The sequence below is a fragment of the Rhodococcus sp. 15-2388-1-1a genome (assembly GCF_002259145.1).
Lineage (GTDB): Bacteria > Actinomycetota > Actinomycetes > Mycobacteriales > Mycobacteriaceae > Rhodococcoides.
In genome coordinates this window covers 263,882-283,520 of record NZ_NPFP01000039.1, presented here as the reverse complement: position 1 = coordinate 283,520, position 19,639 = coordinate 263,882, and the positions used below count along the sequence as shown (strand labels likewise).

Here is a 19,639-nt window from a genome sequence, read left to right as displayed (position 1 = left end):
GTTCCCCAGGGAGCGGTAACGTCCCGATGTGAAATGTCCGTAACAGGTACCTGAAGTGGCTGCACCAGCTGCTCACCGAACGAGGAGTCCCATGCACATCGGAACGATGCTGAATTACAGCGGTGGTTTCAACGAGACCGTTGCCGAGGTCGCCGAGCTCGAGAAGGCAGGTCTCGACATCATTTTCGTGCCCGAGGCCTACTCGTTCGACGCCGTCAGCCAACTCGGATTCCTCGCAGCCAAGACGAGCACGATCAAGATCGCGTCCGGCATCTTCCAGATCTACACCAGGACACCGTCACTGACCGCCATGACCGCGGCCGGTCTCGACTACGTCTCCGAGGGTCGATTCGTACTCGGGCTCGGCGCATCGGGACCGCAGGTCGTCGAAGGTTTCCACGGCGTCAAGTACGACGCACCCATCGCCAGAACCCGCGAGGTCATCGAGATCTGCCGCCAGGTCTGGCGTCGTGAAAAGGTGCAGTATCAGGGCAAGCACTATCAGATCCCGCTGCCGGCCGACCAGGGAACGGGCCTTGGCAAGCCGCTCAAGCTGATCAATCACCCTGTGCGCGATCGCATTCCGGTCGTCATTGCCGCTCTGGGCCCGAAGAACGTAGAGCTGACCGCCGAGATCGCCGAGGGCTGGCAGCCCATCTTCTACTTCCCGGAGAAGGCCGCCGACGTCTGGGGCGACTCTCTCGCGGCAGGCAAGGCCAAGCGTGATCCGTCGCTCGGCGAACTCCAGGTGTTCGCAAGTCCCACGCTGGCGATCGGCGAGGATGCCGAGAAGTACCTCCCCTGGGTCAAGCCGCACCTGGCGCTGTACATCGGCGGCATGGGAGCCAAGGGCAAGAACTTCTACAACTCCCTGGCTCAGCGATACGGGTACGAGGCCGAGGCCGAGAAGATCCAGGACCTGTACCTGGCCGGAAAGAAGGAGGAGGCCGCTGCGGCGGTTCCCGACGAGCTCGCTCGCGCGGTCAACCTCATCGGCCCGGAGAGCTTCGTCAAGGAGCGGGTCGCAGCCTTCGCCGAAGCGGGTGTCACCACTCTCAATGTCGCGCCGCTGGCCGAGAACACCGCAGGCCGCGTCGCGCAGCTGACCGCACTGCGCGAACTGACCGCCTGAGACGTCAGACCGACGCGACCCGGCCCGCCAGCTCTTCGGCGAGTCGGGTCGCGACGTCGAGTTCCGACGCTTCGACCATCACTCGCACCAACTGTTCGGTACCGCTGGGGCGCAACAGAACTCGACCCGATTCCCCGAGTTCCCGCTCGGCCGACGCCACGGCGTCCGATACCGACGGCGCCGACGCCACCGCCGCTTTGTCCGACACACGGACATTGATCAGCACCTGCGGCAGCGTCCGCATGGCCGACGCCAGATCCGCGAGGGAACGCCCGGTCTGCGCCATCCGCTCCATCAGTCGCAGTGCAGTGGCGATCCCGTCTCCGGTTGTTCCGACTGCGGGCAGCACAACGTGTCCACTCTGTTCACCCCCGAGTGCGAAGCCGCCGCGGCGGAGCTCCTCGAGCACGTAGCGATCTCCGACGGCGGTGGTGCGCAACGTGATTCCGGCCTCGCGCATCGCAATGTGCAGACCGAGGTTGCTCATCACCGTGGCGACCAACGTGTCGTCGGTCAGGTGGCCCGCGTCGTGCATCGCGATGGCCAGCACCGTCATGATCGCGTCACCGTCCACCACCGAACCCGCCGCGTCGACGGCGAGACATCGGTCGGCGTCTCCGTCGTGCGCGATACCGAGGTCCGCACCGTGCTCCACGACGGCCTTCTGCAACCCCTCCAGGTGCGTCGACCCGCAACCGTCGTTGATGTTGATGCCGTCGGGTTCTGCATTGATCGCCACGACCGTCGCACCGGCACGTCGGTAGATCTCGGGCCCGACGACCGAGGCGGCACCGTGCGAGCAATCCACCACGACGGTCACGCCGTCGAGTCGATGTGACACCGATCCGGCGAGATGCTCGGTGTAGCGGGCTGCCGCGTCCTGTGCGACGCCGATACGGCCGATCGCGGCACCGGTGGCGTCGTAGGGCTGTGCGCCGTTCCGGGAGCGCCCCTCGGGATCGAGGGCAGCTTCTATCCGGTCTTCGACGTCGTCGTCCAGCTTGTGCCCGCCTGCGGCGAAGATCTTGATTCCGTTGTCGGGCATCGCATTGTGCGATGCCGAGATCATCACACCGAGCGCCGCGTCGTATTCGGCGGTGAGGAAGGCGACTGCGGGTGTGGGCAGCACGCCGACATCGATCACGTCGACACCCGATGCGGTGAGTCCGGCGGACACGGCTGCGCTGAGCATCGCGCCACTGACACGCGGATCACGACCGACCACTGCCACACGCCTGACGCCGTCGACATTCGGTGCCAACACGGCGGCTGCGGCGCGCGCGATTCTCAACGCCAGCTCAGCGGTCAGAACCCCGCCCGCCAGTCCCCGAACTCCGTCGGTGCCGAACAATCGCGCCATGAACCAAGAACCCCTTCGAGCGGAGAGAATGTGGTGTGAAATGCCTCGAGGGCAGGCGTCCGATACTGCTGGATGCCTGCCCTCGAGGATGAAGCGGGTAAGACGCGTCAGCGCTTGGAGTACTGCGACGCCTTACGGGCCTTCTTCAGGCCGTACTTCTTGCGCTCGACTGCACGCGCGTCACGCGTGAGGTAGCCCGCGGCCTTGAGCGGCGGGCGATCGTCGGGTGCGAGTTCGATCAGCGCACGCGAGATGGCCAGACGCAATGCGCCTGCCTGTCCCGACGGTCCGCCACCGTGCAGCAGCGCGACGATGTCGAAGGACTCCGCGCGGTCGACCAGAACGAGAGGAGCCTTGATCAGCTGCTGGTGCACCTTGTTCGGGAAGTAATCCTCGAGGGTGCGGCCGTTGAGCTTGAATCCGCCGGTGCCCGAGGACAACCGAACACGAGCGACGGCTTCCTTACGGCGTCCGACGGTCTGGATCGGGCGATCGAACACGATCGGGGCCGGAGCGGCTGCAGCTTCGATGTCCGAGACGACCTCGGGATCTTCGACTGCCACGAACTCGTCGGCGGCGATCTCTTCGATGTTCTCCTGCGACGTCACGTCATTTCCCTCCGGCGCCGTCACTGGGACACCTGCTTGATCTCGAACGGAACGGGCTGCTGAGCGGCATGCGGGTGATTCGGTCCCGCGTAGACCTTCAGCTTGCTCGCGATGGCACTACCGAGCTTGTTCTTGGGGATCATGCCGACGACGGCCTTCTCCACGAGACGATCGGGGTTGCTCTCGAGGACCTGACGGGTCGAGCGCGACTTCAGACCGCCCGGATGGCCGGAGTGGTGGTGGTGGAACTTGCCGTCGAGCTTGTTGCCGCTGATGGCAACCTTCTCGGCGTTGATGATGACGACGAAGTCGCCGCCATCGACGTTGGGTGCGTAGGTGGGCTTGTGCTTACCGCGGAGCAGAGTCGCGGCCTGGACGGCGAGGCGTCCGAGCACGACGTCCGTGGCGTCGATCACATGCCACGTCCGGGTGGTGTCCCCGGCCTTCGGGGCGTAAGTAGACACAGAAAATTCCTGTCTTCATGATGTCGCTGCTGGCCAAGACGAGTGGATGCCCTCGGCGGCCAGTTGAGACCCGAGGACAAGAGCTCGATACGCACAGGAGTGCGCGGCGAGCCCATACACGCCAACGGGGAACGATACCGGGAGCGGACGCCCAGGTCAAAACGCCTCCGCTCGTCGGGGCCTGAACTCGTCGACGTCGTCAGCGCAGGCGCACACACTGCATGCACCGACGGGCAGCGGGCAGCGCCTCGAGCCTGATCGCCGGGATCTCGCCGCCGCACCGCTCGCAGGTACCGTACGTCCCGGCCGAGAGCCGTGACACCGCCGCGTCGATCTCGCGTATCTCGGATTCGGTGTCGGTGATGAGCGCCGCGATCTTCGCTCGCTCGAATGCGATCGTCGACCCCTCGGGATCGTGCTCGTCGTCGTCGGTCGTGAACCGCGATCCTTCGATCACCGACGCCAGTTCTGCTCGCAGGGACACCAGTCGATGCTCGGCACGAGACCGTTCGGCCCCCAGTACCGCTGCGAAGTCCGTCACCGGACCAGTAGACACCCCGGCCGGCATCGTGAACAGGACGCAGGGCCCCAGACGCAGCGGATGCCCCGACCGATGTCTCGGTCGGGGCATCCGCTTTCGTGACGATGGGTCAGCGAGCCATCCGCGCCTTGTTGGCCATCTCGACGCCGTGCATCGTCTCGCCACCGGTGCGGGCGGCCGCGACGAGGCTCGACAGAATGAGGTTGAGCTCGTCGGATGCGGAGTTCCACTGACGCTGCAGCTCGTAGTAGGACGTCATCGCGTCGCCCTCCCACGACTGGTAGAGCCGCTTCGCGGTGCTGTCCACGTCCCCGAGAAGGTCCTTGGTCACGTTCGCCTGCTTGTTCATCGCCTCGGTCAGCGCCGCGATCTGCGCGAAGTCGTATTTCATGTCGGATCGGTCTCCTTGGTCGAGCATGGTCGTGTGGATGGTCGTGTGGTCACCGGATGCGGCGTCACGTGAACGAGGACAGTCCCGAGTTCAGGGATCCGGCCACCTGGTTCACGGCCGACACGTTGTCGTCGTCGGCGTCCGAGTAACCGTGGCCGTTGGTCTTGATGTCCGCGGAGATCTGCTCGAGCGCACTCCGCATCTTCTGCGCACTGGTGTCCCACTGGGCCATGACGTCCTGAAACGACTTGCCCGCCTTACCGACCCACGCCTCGGCGGTCTGCTCGACGATCGATCGAACGGCCGAATTGGACGCGTTGATCGACACGCTCAGGCCTTCGATCGTCGCTCCGGCAGCGACGAGCTCCTGCGGTGTGACCGTGACGCCGTTCGACGAACCCGTAGCTTCCGGTCCCCCTGGATATCCCACTTCGACTCCTTGTCTTCGATACTCGATTCACGTGCACCCGCGGCACACGTGCTGCTCGACCGAGAGGCCGCTGTCGGCCCGCTCACTCCCCTACATCTCCTTTGACGCAACGACCCCTCGATTCGGTTCCGGCCGTGCGCGAAAAACTGTGGGCGGCTCTCACGACGCCGGGACGATCTCCAACGTCTGCGTTGCCTGCCCGCATTCGGCGTCGATCACCGACACGTCGCCTCCCTCGAACTGGCAACCGATGCTGACCTGTAGGTCGGACTCGACGAACACACGCCAGAGCACCGTCGAGTCGTCGACCGGCCTCTCGGTGTAAGCGATTCCGACGCGGCCGCCGAAATCGCGTGTGGATTCGAAAGATCCGATGGTGGAATCCGGCCCACGAGCATCGATGGCCGACCGCAGCTCGTCGGCGACCTGCTCCTGTGCCGTACCCGGCAACAGCTCTGCCACGGTGACGACGATCCGACGCTCGGGCGGGTTCGGCGGAATCAGCACCATGCGATCCGGGTCGTCCACCTTCGTCCAGGTACCGGGCAACCGCATCGAGACGCGCCCGGACACGAACGTCACCGTCTCGACCGGCGTCGGCGCGTCGGCGATCGTGGTCGGTGGCGGTTCGACGACGGACGACGACGTAGTGTTCGGGGCCGCGACAGGCGAAAAGGGTGGTGCCGCAACGACATCGGAACCACCCGAAGACTGTCCGGCGAAATACACTGCTGCGCAACCGAATACGACAACCGCTGCCACGACACCCACGGCCGCGAGCATCGGGGGACGCCGCCTCTGCCGGGACCGCGGCGGTGCTGTGACGTCGTCGAGCCATGCCGCCGATCGCGTCGTCGCGGCACGGACCGACGGTGCCGGAACGAGATCCGCCCCGGCTCGCCGGTACAGCGACCTGGCGATGTCGAGGCCGGTCAACCACTGTGTGGGGTGATCGACGACGGGATCCGCCCCGGCGCTGGTCGCCGCCACCACGTACACCTCGTCGGGGCAGCGCGTGACCGACGACCGAACGTAGTCGCCGACCGCTCGTCGCCACGCGTCGTCGTCACCCGTACCGAACGGAAGTATCGCGCCGGTGTCTCCGCCGTGCGCCCCCGACTCGTCGAGGACGACGACGGTCGTGTCGAGAGCTCCGACTTCGACGACCACCGCGGCGGACGGCGCTCGTTCACCCGACCACGACAGGGCGGCCTCGGCCGTCTCCACGAGCACCACCTCGTTCGCCGAGGTCGCAAACAGTGCCCGAACGATGCCCGAGCGTTGCTCGCCCCAGGTAGACGGATACGCGATCTCGAGCACGTCGAGTCGGTCGTGCACTCCGGCGCTCTGCAGGGCCGACCACACGATTCCGTGGAGTACCGCCTCCCGGTCCCACACCGTGGCCCCCACCGGGATCGACGCATCGTCGATACAGAGCAGGGGCGGAATCTCGTCTTCGGCCGGGCCCCGGCCGAACACCAGACGGCCACCCTCCACCGTGGCGAACGCCGATCCGACGCTCTCTCTCGGGCCCTCGAATACTCCGCCCGTGGCAACGACGGAAATCTCCGTGTAGCCCAGATGCACTGCGGCATAACGCCACGAGGTGCCCGTCAACTCGAATGTCCGAGCTGAACGAGTGACTGGCCGGAGCGGTCGACGAACACTCCACGTCCGGGCGGCATGGCACTCGGACGTACCGTCCCGAGCAGGTTCCCCTCGTCGCGGCTTCCGCTCATGACCAGTCCCGGAGTCACCAGATCACGCAACCGCCCGATCACCGGGTCGAACAGCGCCCGACCTGCCCCGCCCGAACGACGCGCCACGATGACGTGCAGCCCGATGTCCCGGGCATGGGGAAGGTGTTCCACCAACGGGGCCAACGGATTTCCCGACGACGTGGCGACCAGGTCGTAATCGTCGACGACGACGAACACCTCGGGGCCGTTCCACCACGACCGCTCACGAAGCTGCTGCTGGGTCACGTCTGCACCCGGCATGCGATCGGCCATGCGGCCGGCGAGGTCGACGAGCATGGCCGTCAGCGTCGCCTGCGAAGCCGCATACCCGGCCAGATGCTCGGAATCGACTGCGCCCAGGAGAGTTCGGCGGTAGTCCGCGACGATGAGTTTGACGCTGTCGGACGAGTTCGCCTCGACGAGCGATCGACAGATTCCGCGCAACAGAGAAGTCTTGCCGCACTCGCTGTCGCCGAACACGACGAAGTGTGGATTCTCCGCGAAGTCGACCACCACGGGCGCCAACTCGGCCTCGTCGATGCCGATGGGAACTCCGAGCTCAGGGATATCGCCACGGGTTCGTGGCCACGCATCACCGAGCTGATCGAGTACCGCGGATCTCTCGAGCAGCTCCGGCAGCATCCGCACCGGCGGCGCTTGGGTTCCCGCAGATGCCGCCGCGATCGCGGCGACCGACCGACCGACTGCGCGAGACAGATCGTCGACGGAGCAGACGTCGTCCACCCGTGGAAGTGCGATCAACAGATGCAGACCGTCCCTGGTCATGCCCCGGCCCGGCCGGCCCTCGGGAACGCTCGCCGCTTTGGCGCGCCCCATGTCCGAATCCGACGGGTCGCCGAGCCGCAGTTCCAATCGGGTACCGATCAGGTCCTTGGTCGCAGGCCGAACTTCCGCCCACCGCGACGCGGTGAGGATCAGATGCAGACCGAAAGCGAGGCCCTGAGTCGTCAAGGTGGCGATCTGCTGTTCGAGACTCTCGAAATCGGACCTGATGGACGGCCAACCGTCGATGACGAGAAAGACGTCGCCGAACCGATCCTCGGGGTCGACGGGTTGCGTTGCACGTCGCCGTCGGAACTCGGCCATCGAGTCGATCCCGCGATCACGAAATGTCCTCTCTCGCTGCCGAACGACACCGGCGACCTCGGCCACGGTCCGCCGAACCCGATCGACATCGAGGCGGTTGGCCACCGATCCGACATGTGGCAGATCGGCCAGCCCGGCCAACGTTCCGCCGCCGAAATCCAAGCAGTAGAACTGGACCTGTGCCGGCGAATGCGTCATCGCGAGAGCCAGGATCAACGACCGAAGCGCCGTCGACTTACCCGATTGTGGGGCTCCGACGATGGCGACGTGGCCCGCAGCACCGGACAGATCGACGGTCAGCAGATCGCGGCGCTGATCGAAAGGCCGGTCGATGATGCCGATCGGGGCCCGCAGTGTGCTGAGCGGACCGATGCGCTCGGTCGGAACCGACCCGGGCAGCAACCGGTTCAACGTGGGTGAGGTGTCCAACGGTGGCAGCCACACCTCGTGGGCCGGCATTCCGCGACCCCGAATTCGTCCGACGACCACGTCGAGCACCGTCGCACCGGTGCTGTCGGAGTCGACCGGATCCGGTTCGGCCTCCGGCGCACCGGCAGCCTCGATGCGGCCGAGATCGATGGAGTCGAGCGGTACCGTGTACGCGGTGAAGGGTTTCGGCCTGATGTCGCCCCCGAGCGAGGGCCGAGCGCCGGGACCGGACCGCGGCGGCGAGTACGGACCGGAGACGTATGCCGCAGCGAACCTGACGATCTCGGCCGAATCGCACTTGAGGTAGCCCGCACCCGGCTGCGCGGGAAGGTGATAGGCGTCGGGAACTCCGAGCACCGATCGAGACTCGTTCGCGGAGAACGTTTTCAGGCCTATGCGGTACGACAGGTGACTGTCGAGACCGCGCAATTTCCCTTCTTCGAGGCGCTGGCTGGCGAGCAGCAGGTGCATGTGCAGCGAACGTCCGAGCCTGCCGATCGCGACGAACAGCTCGGCGAATTCCGGTTGCTGGCTGAGCAATTCCGAGAACTCGTCGACCACCACGAACAGCGCGGGCATCGGTGCCAGATCCGCTCCCGCGGCTCGCGCCCTCTCGTAGTCGGAGACGTTCGCGAAGTTGCCGGCCGAGCGCAGCGACTCCTGCCGTCGGTTCATTTCACCGGCCAACGCATCGCGCATTCGATCCACCAAGGCCAAGTCCTCGGACAGGTTGGTGATGACCGCGGCCACGTGCGGTGCCGATTCCAGGCCCGCGAACGTCGCGCCGCCCTTGAAGTCGACGAGCACCAGGTTCAGCTGTTCCGGCGAGTGAGTCGACACCAAGCCGAGCACGAGTGTGCGGAGGAACTCCGATTTTCCGGAACCTGTTGCTCCGATACACAATCCGTGAGGTCCCATGCCGTTCTCGGCGGATTCCTTCAGGTCGATCTCGACGGCGCTGCCGTCGGGGGCGACACCGATCGGTACCCGCAGCCTCTCGCGTCCGCGCCGCATCGTCCACGCTCGATCCGTGTCGAGTGCGCCGACATCGGCGATACCGACCAGGCTGTTCCATCCCGAGATCCGGACTCCGTCGTCGTCGACCACATCGACGACCGACGAGGACGACGGCACACGATACGGCGACAGGCGTCGAGCGACGGCGTGCGCTTGGGTGGTGCTCATCGAATCCGCGACGGCGAACACCTCGACCGTGGTTCCGCTGACCGCGCCTATCGATCCGTTCTCGGCGAACAATCGGAGTCCACGCGACGCGGCGAGTCCTGGGCACATGCCGGACAGATCGATGATCGTGACGGAATCGAGGCCCGTGTCGGTGAGGTCGGTCGATCGGTTGTCGAGAAGCCCGCCGTCCACCACGATCACCAACTGCACGACGCCTGCAACCGGCACAGCTCCGCGCGCGAAGCGATTTCGCATCGACAGCACGTCGCCCAGCGCGCTTTCGAGTTCGAGAAAGCTGCCGAAGATCATCCGAGCGGACCCGGCCCCGTCGCGCAGAGCGTCGTGCTGAGTGTGCGGCAGCCACTTGGCCCACTCCCACTGCTGCACGGTGTCCGGACCGCAGACGATCGCGACAGCGACGTGATCGGGTCCGTGAAAGCTGCACAACGAGGCCAACATCGCGCGCACCATCGCGCGGGCTTCGTCGCGGCCGCCCGCTACGGACAACGCCGCAAATCCCCTCAGCGACACCGCAGTCGGCAGCGCGGCCACCACCGAATGCGCCCGCACGAATCGACGTAGAGACACGGCCGAGACGGGTTCGAGTTCTTCCACCGGCCCCGTTTCCGGCGGAACCAGTCGAGTGGCAAGCCGCTGATCCCCACGGCCGACTCGTACGTGTGCGAAATCCGGATCCGACAGTCGCCGTTCCCACATGCGCTCGGTTCCGGCGATCGACCACAACGTGTCGGGGGCCGGGTGACTCCATTCGAGGGCTCGGCGTTGCGCTCGCTCGGTCTCGGCGACGTCGCGGCGGAGCTGATCCAGATAGCGGAGGTAATCCTTGCGGTCCTCGTTCGCCTCGGCCGTGCGCGCTCCGCCGGACTTCCCGCCGCCGGCCAACATCCCCACCATGGACATCAACATCATGGCCGGGAACATCAGCATCATCGGGTTCGCAGCTGCCCCGGAGGTGAACATCAGCGCGACCATCCCGACCATCGCGGCGACCATCACCAGCGGCATCAGCTTCATCAGTAGATTGCCCGGCACCGCGCGCGGAATTTCGGGCGGCGGCTGCAGCGTGACTTCACCGCCCGGAGATCGAGGTACTTCGCGTCGGGCACCGCGAACGAAGCGCACGGTACTCATCGATCCGCCCCCACGGCAACGCCCCCAGAACTGCATCGCGGCAGCCTCCCCCCGAGGCCGCAGGTCGACAGGCTAACGCATCGAAGACCGGGCGGTCCACAGCTGCCGTCTCGTAGGACGGACCGACGGGACCACCGGTCCGTCCGACGAGAAATAGAACGCTGCCCGACGCCGTTGCACCTGAATGCGGCTCCTCGCCGCGCGCTCGACGAACGAAAGGCTGGCCCCACCGTGTCCGTACCCTTGTCCATCCTCGATCTCGCTCATGTGGGCGAGGGCGAAACAGTCCGCGACAGCTTCGATGCAAGCGTCACACTCGCTCAGCATGCCGAGAACTGGGGATACCGACGCATTTGGTACGCCGAGCACCACAACATGAAGACGATCGCGTCGTCGGCCACATCGGTTCTCATCGGCCACGTCGCCGCCAACACCGAGCGAATCCGGCTCGGATCCGGCGGGATCATGCTTCCCAATCACGCGCCGTTGACCATCGCCGAGCAGTTCGGCACCTTGGCGACGCTGCACCCGGGACGAATCGATCTGGGTCTTGGCCGCGCCCCCGGCAGCGACCAGGTCACGATGCGGGCGATGCGGCGCGATCCCGCGTCGGCCGATCGCTTTCCCCAGGATGTCCAGGAACTGCAGGGCTACCTGTCGACGGAGTCCCTGGTCCCCGGAGTGAGCGCGACTCCCGGCGCAGGTACCGAAGTACCGCTGTACATCTTGGGGTCGTCGCTCTTCGGCGCGCAGCTCGCCGCTGCACTCGGCCTGCCCTATGCTTTCGCCTCGCACTTCGCACCCGACGCCCTCGAGCAGGCCGTCGAGATCTATCGGCGTGACTTCCGACCGTCAGCGCAATTGTCGGAGCCGCACCTGATCGTGGGTGTCAACGTGATCGCGGCCGATTCGCTCGCCGATGCACAGGCGCAGTTCCTCCGCACCAAGCGCAGTCGCGTCAGCCTACTGCTCGGCCGCGGCCGGACCTTCACCGACGAGGAAGCCGACATGGTCCTCGAAGCGCCTGCGGGCCAACAGATCGCGAAGATGACCAAGTACTCGGCCGTCGGTACGCCGGACATGGTGAAGGACTACCTGGATCGATTCGCCGAACGCACCGGGGCGGACGAGCTGATCGTCGCGTCCGGTGTGTCCGACCGCGCATCGTGGCTTCGCTCGTTCGAGTTGCTCGCACAGGTGAGTGACCTGGTTCCTGCCTGAGAGCTGCGCACTCCGCCGGCAGATCCCGACGAGCAATGGCTTGTCGCCGCGATGTCGTAAGGTTTGGACACCGATGCCCACTGGGGCGGGCATCGGAACGCGAATCGAACGTATCCGGGGGGATCTTCATGACACGCGCCGACAGCCGTCCATCGGCCGGCATTGTGCCGTCACGCACGGCACCTGCCGATCCGACACAGTCACCGAGTGCAGCGGACGCGAGTAGGCGAGCATCGGGCGCGCAGTCCGTCTTTGCCCAGGAAGTCTGCCGGGTGACGGTGTTGGCCAGGTCCACACAGGTGGACATGGCGCTGCCGGTCGACGTTCCGGTTTCGCTTCTCGTTCCGGGGATCGTCGACATGATTGCGGCGGGAGTGGAGCCTGCGGAACGACCTGGGAGAGCGGGAGATCCCGGCGACGAGGATCCCTCGTCGGACGGGTTGCCCGTGGCATGGACGCTTGCGCGGATCGGGTGTCCACCGTTGTCGCAGACTGCGACGTTGGCCGAGTTGTCGGTGCGCGACGGGGAGTTGCTCGTGTTGGGTGTGGCCGAGCGGCCCGCGCCGGTTCCGCTGTTCGACGACCTCATGTATTCCGTTGCGCGATCGGGTAGTGACGATGTTGCGCACTGGACTGCGCGTACGGCGCGCACGGTGGGTTCGGTCGTCACCGGAGTCCTGGTGTTGTCGGCTTGCGCGGTCGTGTTGCGCGGGCCGATCCGGGCGGGAGCCGAGTACGTCGGCAGTCTTGTCGAGGGACTCGCTGCGGTCACCGCGTCGATTCTCTTCGCGATCGCGGGGGTGATTCTGGGGCGGGTCTATCGCCAGCACTCCGTCGCTGTCCTCTTCGGTGGGTGTGCCGTCGCGCTGATGTTCACCGGCGGAACTGTGCTGGTACCAGGGCAGTTCGGTGCGGCTCAGCTGATGCTGGGTTCGGCCATGGCAGGCGCGATCGCCCTCCTGTCCCTTCGTATCGGCGGGACCGGGTTCGCACTGTTCACCGCTGCGATAGTGCTGTCACTTCTGACGTTCGGTGCCGCGGTGTGCGCACTGTTCACCACCATCCCGCAACCGGCGATCGGCACTGCCGCTGCGCTCACCGGCCTGGCCGGAATTGCGCTCTCTGCCAGAGTGTCGATGATGCAGGCCAAGTTGCCGCTTCCCCCGGTTCCCACTGCAGGCGCACCGTTGGACACTGTGGAGGAAGCCGAACTCGACGCGATCTCGTTTGCCGATCTGCAGATCGCCGCGGCCGGAGCGCGTAGCTACCTGACCGGTCTGCTGTCGGCGTTCACCGTCGCGGTGGTGGCGGGCGTGCTCGTCTCGGCGGCAGCCGATTCCGACGGTGGTGTCCGGTGGCCTGCGGTCGCGCTCGCAGCGCTGTGTGCGCTTGTCCTGCTGCTGCGCGGACGCACGTATGCCGTTGTGACGCACGCAGTTCCGCTGGTCGCAGGCGGAACGGCGATTCTGCTGGCGCTATTCGCCGGTGCGGTCGTTGCATCACCCGAATACGCTCTCGCCTTGTTCGGTGTGGCACTGGCAGGCGCGGTGACGGCATCGACCTTCGGGGCCTTCGTGCCCACCCGCACGTACTCGCCGGTGATGCGGCGATCGGCCGAGCTGCTCGAATATGCCACCATCGCCCTGGTCATTCCGATCGCAGTGTGGGTGTGCGGTCTGTACAGCGTCGTCCGCGGGCTGTGACGCCGCGCAAACAGCGAACGATCGTCATCGCGGCGTTCACTGCTCTTGCCCTGTCGTCGAACGCCGTCATCGGCGTGTATCCGGCACTCGCCGAACGTCCGCTGATCGACCCGTTCCAGCTGCCTGCACCGAGTCCTCCCGGCCCACTCGAACCCACCGAACAGAAGAATGCCTGCGCCCTTCCGTCCTCGACCGCCGATGCCCAGGACGTCCCGACCGCGCAGAAGGCACTCGACTTCGCATCGGTCTGGCCCATCACCCGTGGGGCAGGTCAAGTGGTTGCCGTCATCGACACCGGAGTCACCGCTCATCCGCGCCTACCGGGCTTGATCGCCGGCGGTGACTACGTCAGCGCAGGCGACGGGTTGTTCGACTGCGACGCGCACGGAACGATGGTCGCCGGCCTGATCGCCGCGCAGACCGCGCCGGGCAGCGGATTCGCCGGGGGCGCACCCGACGCACGCATACTGTCGATTCGTCAGTCCAGCAATGTCTTTCAGATCGTCGACAACAGGCCGGAGGAGGAGCAGGGGGCCGAACCGGAGAATGCCGCGGGCTACGGCAACGTACGCACGATGGCGATGGCCATCCGCACCGCGGTGGACTCCGGTGCCTCGGTCATCAACATCTCCGAGGTCGCCTGTGTGCCTGCGGGAGGCGGTGTGGCCGACGGTCCGCTCGGTGCGGCCGTGCACTACGCCGTCCGAGAAAGAAATGTCGTCGTCGTCGCAGCAGCCGGCAATCTCGGCAGCGCTGCCTGCCAGGCACAGAACCCGATGACCGACCCGCTTCGGCCCGGTGCCGACCCGTGGGCATCCTTCGCGACCATCGCCACTCCGGCGTGGTTCGACGACGTATTGACTGTCGGTTCGGTCGAGTCGGATGGCACACCGTCTCCGTTCGGCCTGGCCGGTCCGTGGGTCGACGTCGCCGCTCCGGGCTCGAATATGACCTCGCTGTCGCCGACTGGCAGCGGACTGGCGAACGGCACCCTCGGCACCGATGGCGTGCTTCCCATGACGGGAACGAGTTTTGCGGCACCGCTGGTTGCGGCGGTGGCGGCGCTGGTGCGCGCTCACCGGCCCGAGCTGTCGGCGCTGGAGGTGGTGGACCGGATCGAACGAACGGCGCATGCGCCGGCCGAAGGGTGGAATCCCCTCGTCGGCCACGGCATCGTCGATCCGCTTGCAGCGGTGACCGATTCGGTGACGCCTGCTCCCCTCCCGGTCCCTGCGGACAGTGTTGCGATGAGTGCGCCGTTGCCGCCGCCCACTCCGGATCATCGCCCGCGGACCACAGCGGTCACCGGTTCGGTGCTGGTGGCGGTGATCCTGGCACTCGGGCTGGCACTGTCGGTGCCTCTGCGCCGACGCGGCAGACTCGACTGAGCCGGACGCTACTTCGTCGGAAGTGCCGCGGCCTGCGGGTCGGGAGCGACACCGTCGTGCATCGTCAGGGCCTGGCCGCGCCCCAGAGTGGGCCCACTGCCGAGCAATTGGAGTATCTGCCAGGGCGCGGGTGCCGGCGGTCCGAACCCCAGCGCCGACGCGGCCTCGGCACCGTCGACGCCGTAGCGCACTCCGGTGTCGGCCACGAAGAAGACACTGCCCTGACGTGTACTCGACGTGGAGATTCCGGTACTGCGCACGAACCCGCCGCTACCGGGTGCCAGATAGACCTGGTCGACGGCGTCGCCGCCGCCATCTGCCTGAGCCAACGCAACCGGTTGGGAACCGGTCTCGAGCGGCAATCCGCGACCGGCGGACTCGATCAGTCGAGCCGACGGTCCGCCGTCGGCAGCTCCGAGTGGCTCCCACGTCAAGCACCCGACAGGGCGCTCACCGGTATCGACGATCGCAGGAGTGGTCGCCGGAAACGTCGAAACCTCCAGTCCTGAAGAGGTTTTGGGAGCGTTCGCGAGCAGGTCGGGATTGACGGCGGCAATATCCGGACTGCCCTGCGAATCGGTGAATTTGATCAGCAGTGCCGCAGTTTCGTTGATCGCCTGGATTCCGTCCTCGAGAACCACGTAGTACCGAACGTCGCGACCGGCGACCTGCACGACCGAACCGATCGTCCGGCCGTCGAACGGGAACGCAGGAGCCTCACCCGCTCGGGGAACGAACGGTGCTGCGACCGGCGGCGATTCGGGCACGGAATTGAGCAGACCCGCACTGACCGGGGACGGTGTCGCATCCTCGAGTCCGAGTGCGCGGACCACTGCCCTGTTGTTCAGATCGACCGGCGATTTGGTGCCGTTGTGCACGAGATACGCAGTGCCGTCGGATGTCCAGAGGAACGCCTCGGAGTCGGCGAGCGCAGCCGTGCTTTCACCGTATCGAGGATCGCCCACCACAACCGTTGTCGAGGTCACTCCTGCGATCGGGTCGACGGTGTCGCAGACGGTCCACGTTTCCGCGCTGCCGTCACCGTCGTACGGCAGCGCAGACGGAGCACCGGGAATACCCACCAGCGCGCCGCGGGGTCGCGACGACAATTCGGATTCCTTGACCGTCAGCGGGTTGTCGGGCTTGCCGACGATCAAGCGAGCCGACGCGAGATTGAGCACCGGATGAAACACGTCGTCCACTTTCACGAACATCGCGGCCGAGTCCTTACCGACCACGATCGACGCGTCGCCGATCTTGTCCTGTGGCCGAAACAGTGCCAGCGCAGCGCATCCCGCCAAACCGATGCAGGCGATGACGACACCCACCAGCAGTGCCCGCGACTGCGACTTCATCGGATCGTGCAGCATCCGAACGTCGCGTCTGATCAGTGCGTGTTCCATTCTGCGGACGAGAAAGCGGTAACCGCCGACCTGCCACTTGGTTGTCGGCGTCGACGCCATGATTCCTCCCCAGGATTGTGCAGACGACCCGATCCCCATTCGGGTCACGCGTCACAGTACAGTTCCTCCGCACACCTCGGCGACCGCGTTGGCGGTCATCGATGGGGCACTGCGACCTTCGGGGGGAGGGTTTCGATGACGCGTATCGGTTGGGCAGAGCGTGGGCGCGCCGCCGTCCCCTTCGTCGCGCCCACGGTCCGGCGGGTGATCGTGGCCGAGACCGCAGCCGTGGCGATCAGTCTGGCTTTGTATGCGGCACAGGTGCGGACCGGATGGGCTCTGCTCGCCGCTGTGGCAGTAGCGCTCGTTCCGTTCGTGGCCGTTCGGCGTAGACCGGTCGTCGACTGGGTCCGGGCCATCTGGAGGTTTCTCGCCGATCGCGCCCCCGATGTAGGCGTGACCACGGAATACACCGACACCGCAGGCGGCCCGGTCGGGGTCCACTGGCAGCGCGACACCGTCACCTGCACCATCGAGATCGTCCCGCCCGAGCACGCCACCACGGTCCTCGGCAGGGCGAGCGCCGAGACGCAGTACGCGCTTCCTGTCGACGCGTTGGCGTCGTGTCTGACCCAGCACGACATCGAGGTCTGCTCGATCGACGTCGTCGCCCTCGGTTTCCGCAGCTCGGCAGGTTCTGTCGCCACCGAGGTGTACGAGGGACTCATCGGTCCGCTACCGGCCGTAGCGGTGCGAACCGTCTGGGTGGCAGTCACTCTCGACCTGCGCGCGAATGCTCGGGCGATCGAGGTCAGAGGCGGAGGCAGAGCCGGCGCAGCCCGCACCGCTGTCGTCGCGACCACGCGTGTCCTCCGCGCTCTGCACGCGCACGGTCTGTCCTCGCGACTGTTGACGAGCTCCGAACTTCGGTCGGCCGTGTCGCAGCTCTGCCGGGGAGTGAGCACCGACGACCTGACTCAGACATGGTCGACGGCACCCATGCCGGGTGCGTCGAGTACGGGGTTCGGAATCGATTGCAGCGCAATCACTGCCGAGGACATCGCCACCCTGTGGGCAACACCGTCCCTCGGAACGACGATGTCCTTCCACCTGCAGCCCACCCGCGACCCAGGAAAGGTGCGCGTCCGTGCGTCGTGCAGATTCGCCGCCCGGACACCGATCACGAAGCCTCGCGTACGCGCGTTGACCTCGATGAGCGGAAGTCAACGCGACGGTATTCTCGCCCAGCTTCCACTGGCCGTACCTGCACCGAAATCGTTGTCTCCCAGCCGAATCCTCGATGTCTCGACGGTGAACGAGTTGATGCTCCCGGTGAGTGGCTGCGGCCAGCTGCTGGGATCCGACGCCCGCGGACACGGTGTCGCGGTGCGGCTGTTCGGGCCTGGACTGACGCGAGTGCGCATCGTCGGAGAGCTCTACCTCGCTCAGCAACTGCTGTTCCGCGCCATCGCCACCGGTGCCAGGGTCCTCGTCCGCACCGATCGCCCCCACGCCTGGCGCGCACTCCTCGACGCCATCGGGGATCCCGATCGACTACTGGTCGACGGCACCACATCCCGATCCCGTCCCTCGTACGACGTGATCCTCATCGACTTCGCCGACGGTTCGGCACCGCCTGCGCAACAGGGACCGTCGGGCGTCACCGTGATCTCGTTGTCCGAGCACCTACCGCGGACCGGCCGCCCCGAACAGGAGCGAAGCATGCAGCGCTCGGAGGCGGATCTGACGATCGTCCAACCCCACGCGTCGGGTGATCGAATTCGAGTCCGGTCCGGTCCACTCGACGTCGAGTTGACTCTGGTCACCATTCCGCAGGAAACGGCCTTCATCGGACGGCCCAGAAGTCTGCGCCCCGCGGTTCGAGCATGACCGATTCTCAGCCGGGGTAGTCGGCACGCCCACGAGCGCCGGCCACCGCGTCGGCCCACCACTCCAGTTGGTCGAGAAGACGCCCGAGAGCGTCGACGGCGGCTGCATCGTCGATGCCTCCCGATTCGTCGAACCGCTTGCGCACCCGATGCAGCGACACCGCGTCTCGAACGGAGACCATGTGCAGTTCGGCGGTGATCTGCCGCAACTGTTCGGTGGCTCGAACTCCCCCGCCGAGCCCGCCGTACGAGACGAACCCCACCGGCTTGCCGCGCCACTCGTACTTCACCGTGTCGAGCGCAGTCTTCAACGCACCGGGTACGCCGTGGTTGTACTCGGGGGTGACGAACACGAAGGCGTCGGCGGCACCGATGATTCCGGTGAAGCGTTCGGAGTCCTCGCACGGAGCCAGGGAGTTGGGCAACTCGAAATCGGCCAAGTCGACGTCGACCACCTCGACGGTGGTGCGTTCGGCTGCAACACCTCGAACCCAGGCCGCGACGGTCGGTCCCACTCGACCGGCACGCACACTACCGACGACGACGGCGAGCTGTATCGGCTGCATCGCTCCGACACTAGACCCGGTGACGCTCGGTCAGCCCTCTCCCCCACAGCAACTGTCATCGGGGATCGCCGTGCGCACTTCTCGGGTGGACGCGTTCCTGGCAGCCAGCTCGTCGGCCGGCGGGTAGTCGACTCGAACCAAGGACAGGCCGTGCGCCGGAGCCACCGCCACCTCGCTCGCCCTCTCCCGGCGAGTCAACAGCGACCGCGCCCAGTCGGGAGTTCGGCGCCCTTCCCCCACGGCCTGCATGGCACCGACGAGGCTACGGACCATCGACCAGCAGAACGCGTCGGCGCTGACGTACGCGGTGAGACGGTCGCCGTCGCGCTCCCAGTCGAAGCGCTGCAGTTCCCGAACGGTGGTGGCACCGTCACGTCGCTTGCAGAACGCGGCGAAATCGTGCAGGCCGATCAATCCCGCGGATGCCTCGCGCATCGCGTCCAGATCGATAGGCCTGGGCCAGGAGACGACACCGGCGACATCGAGGGGGTCGACGCCGTAGAGCGCAGTGCCGAAACGATATTCGTAATGCCTGCGGTACGCCGAGAATCGCGCGTCGAAATCACCGGAGACGGCGCTGATGGCACGCACGCGAACGTCGGTGGGCAGAAACCGTGCCATTCGGCGGACCAGTCGGTCGAGATCGTCCGGAACGTCGACGGCGTCGAAGTGCGCCACCTGTCCCGCTGCGTGGACTCCCGCGTCGGTTCGCCCCGCCACGGTCAGCTCTATCGGTTGCCGCAGCACCGTGGAGAAAGCTTCTTCGAGCACTCCGCACACGGTGCGAATGCCCGGTTGGCGCGCCCACCCGGAGAAGCTCGTGCCGTCGTACGAGATGTCGAGCCGAAATCTGGTGGGTACCGAAAAAGCGGGCCCGCCCTCCCCGGAGGGAATGGCGGGCCCGCTTCGATCGTGCTCGGAGCTCAAAAGG

Annotated in this window: 16 protein-coding genes; 5 read left to right on the top strand and 11 right to left on the bottom strand. The window is 66.4% G+C overall.

Annotated features, from left to right (window positions below; genetic code table 11):
• The first annotated feature begins 91 nt into the window (after nucleotides 1–91).
• Nucleotides 92–1,132, top strand: a complete 1,041-nt coding sequence (locus CH302_RS21635; RefSeq protein ID WP_037188278.1) for an LLM class F420-dependent oxidoreductase — start codon at nucleotides 92–94, stop codon at nucleotides 1,130–1,132.
• Between the two features lie 4 nt (nucleotides 1,133–1,136).
• Here the strand turns inward: CH302_RS21635 and glmM are convergent, their stop codons facing one another.
• The 8 genes from glmM to CH302_RS21595 form a co-directional block, all read right to left on the bottom strand.
• Complete coding sequence (glmM, locus tag CH302_RS21630) at nucleotides 1,137–2,492, bottom strand: phosphoglucosamine mutase (RefSeq protein WP_037188280.1); 1,356 nt, start codon at nucleotides 2,490–2,492, stop codon at nucleotides 1,137–1,139.
• A 107-nt stretch (nucleotides 2,493–2,599) separates the two neighbouring features.
• Nucleotides 2,600–3,124, bottom strand: a complete 525-nt coding sequence (rpsI, locus tag CH302_RS21625) for a 30S ribosomal protein S9 (protein WP_032397516.1) — start codon at nucleotides 3,122–3,124, stop codon at nucleotides 2,600–2,602.
• The gene (gene rplM, locus CH302_RS21620; protein WP_037188282.1) at nucleotides 3,121–3,564 is read right to left on the bottom strand and encodes a 50S ribosomal protein L13; all 444 of its coding nucleotides are present in this window, start codon (nucleotides 3,562–3,564) and stop codon (nucleotides 3,121–3,123) included. The genes rpsI and rplM overlap by 4 nt, the downstream gene beginning before the upstream one ends.
• 199 nt (nucleotides 3,565–3,763) lie before the next feature.
• Nucleotides 3,764–4,132 carry a TraR/DksA family transcriptional regulator gene (locus CH302_RS21615; protein WP_052047436.1) on the bottom strand — a complete coding sequence of 123 codons (369 nt, stop codon included), beginning with the start codon at nucleotides 4,130–4,132 and terminating at the stop codon, nucleotides 3,764–3,766.
• Between the two features lie 82 nt (nucleotides 4,133–4,214).
• A complete protein-coding gene (locus CH302_RS21610; RefSeq protein ID WP_068051312.1) occupies nucleotides 4,215–4,496 on the bottom strand; it encodes a WXG100 family type VII secretion target in 282 nt (93 codons plus the stop codon).
• 64 nt (nucleotides 4,497–4,560) lie between these two features.
• On the bottom strand, nucleotides 4,561–4,926 hold the full coding sequence (locus CH302_RS21605; protein ID WP_037188286.1) for a WXG100 family type VII secretion target: 366 nt from the start codon (nucleotides 4,924–4,926) through the stop codon (nucleotides 4,561–4,563).
• Nucleotides 4,927–5,085: 159 nt separating this feature from the next.
• Nucleotides 5,086–6,543: a type VII secretion-associated protein gene (locus CH302_RS21600; RefSeq protein ID WP_141216702.1), complete on the bottom strand. Its 1,458-nt coding sequence runs from the start codon at nucleotides 6,541–6,543 to the stop codon at nucleotides 5,086–5,088.
• Nucleotides 6,540–10,538 carry a type VII secretion protein EccC gene (locus CH302_RS21595; RefSeq protein WP_037188999.1) on the bottom strand — a complete coding sequence of 1,333 codons (3,999 nt, stop codon included), beginning with the start codon at nucleotides 10,536–10,538 and terminating at the stop codon, nucleotides 6,540–6,542. Before CH302_RS21595 ends, CH302_RS21600 begins: the two co-directional genes overlap by 4 nt.
• A gap of 231 nt (nucleotides 10,539–10,769) precedes the next feature.
• Here CH302_RS21595 and CH302_RS21590 point away from each other — a divergent pair, with 231 nt between their 5' ends.
• The 3 genes from CH302_RS21590 (at nucleotide 10,770) to mycP (ending at nucleotide 14,850) form a co-directional block, all read left to right on the top strand.
• Complete coding sequence (locus CH302_RS21590) at nucleotides 10,770–11,759, top strand: LLM class flavin-dependent oxidoreductase (protein WP_037188289.1); 990 nt, start codon at nucleotides 10,770–10,772, stop codon at nucleotides 11,757–11,759.
• 128 nt (nucleotides 11,760–11,887) lie between these two features.
• Nucleotides 11,888–13,462, top strand: coding sequence for a type VII secretion integral membrane protein EccD (gene eccD / locus CH302_RS21585; RefSeq protein ID WP_037188291.1), 1,575 nt, complete (start codon nucleotides 11,888–11,890; stop codon nucleotides 13,460–13,462).
• A complete protein-coding gene (mycP, locus tag CH302_RS21580) occupies nucleotides 13,459–14,850 on the top strand; it encodes a type VII secretion-associated serine protease mycosin (protein WP_082323502.1) in 1,392 nt (463 codons plus the stop codon). Before eccD ends, mycP begins: the two co-directional genes overlap by 4 nt.
• An 8-nt stretch (nucleotides 14,851–14,858) precedes the next feature.
• Here mycP and eccB read toward each other — a convergent pair whose 3' ends face one another.
• Complete coding sequence (eccB, locus tag CH302_RS21575) at nucleotides 14,859–16,313, bottom strand: type VII secretion protein EccB (RefSeq protein ID WP_037188294.1); 1,455 nt, start codon at nucleotides 16,311–16,313, stop codon at nucleotides 14,859–14,861.
• A gap of 135 nt (nucleotides 16,314–16,448) precedes the next feature.
• Between eccB and eccE the strand changes: the two genes are divergently transcribed.
• Nucleotides 16,449–18,143: a type VII secretion protein EccE gene (eccE, locus tag CH302_RS21570; protein ID WP_052047373.1), complete on the top strand. Its 1,695-nt coding sequence runs from the start codon at nucleotides 16,449–16,451 to the stop codon at nucleotides 18,141–18,143.
• Nucleotides 18,144–18,150: 7 nt separating this feature from the next.
• On the opposite strand, the gene CH302_RS21565 is transcribed toward eccE, so the two are convergent.
• Nucleotides 18,151–18,708 carry an NADPH-dependent FMN reductase gene (locus CH302_RS21565; RefSeq protein WP_037188296.1) on the bottom strand — a complete coding sequence of 186 codons (558 nt, stop codon included), beginning with the start codon at nucleotides 18,706–18,708 and terminating at the stop codon, nucleotides 18,151–18,153.
• Nucleotides 18,709–18,738: 30 nt separating this feature from the next.
• Nucleotides 18,739–19,635 (bottom strand): tRNA pseudouridine(38-40) synthase TruA, encoded by an 897-nt coding sequence (truA, locus tag CH302_RS21560; RefSeq protein WP_037188298.1) that lies wholly within the window; start codon nucleotides 19,633–19,635, stop codon nucleotides 18,739–18,741.
• Nucleotides 19,636–19,639: the final 4 nt, after the last annotated feature.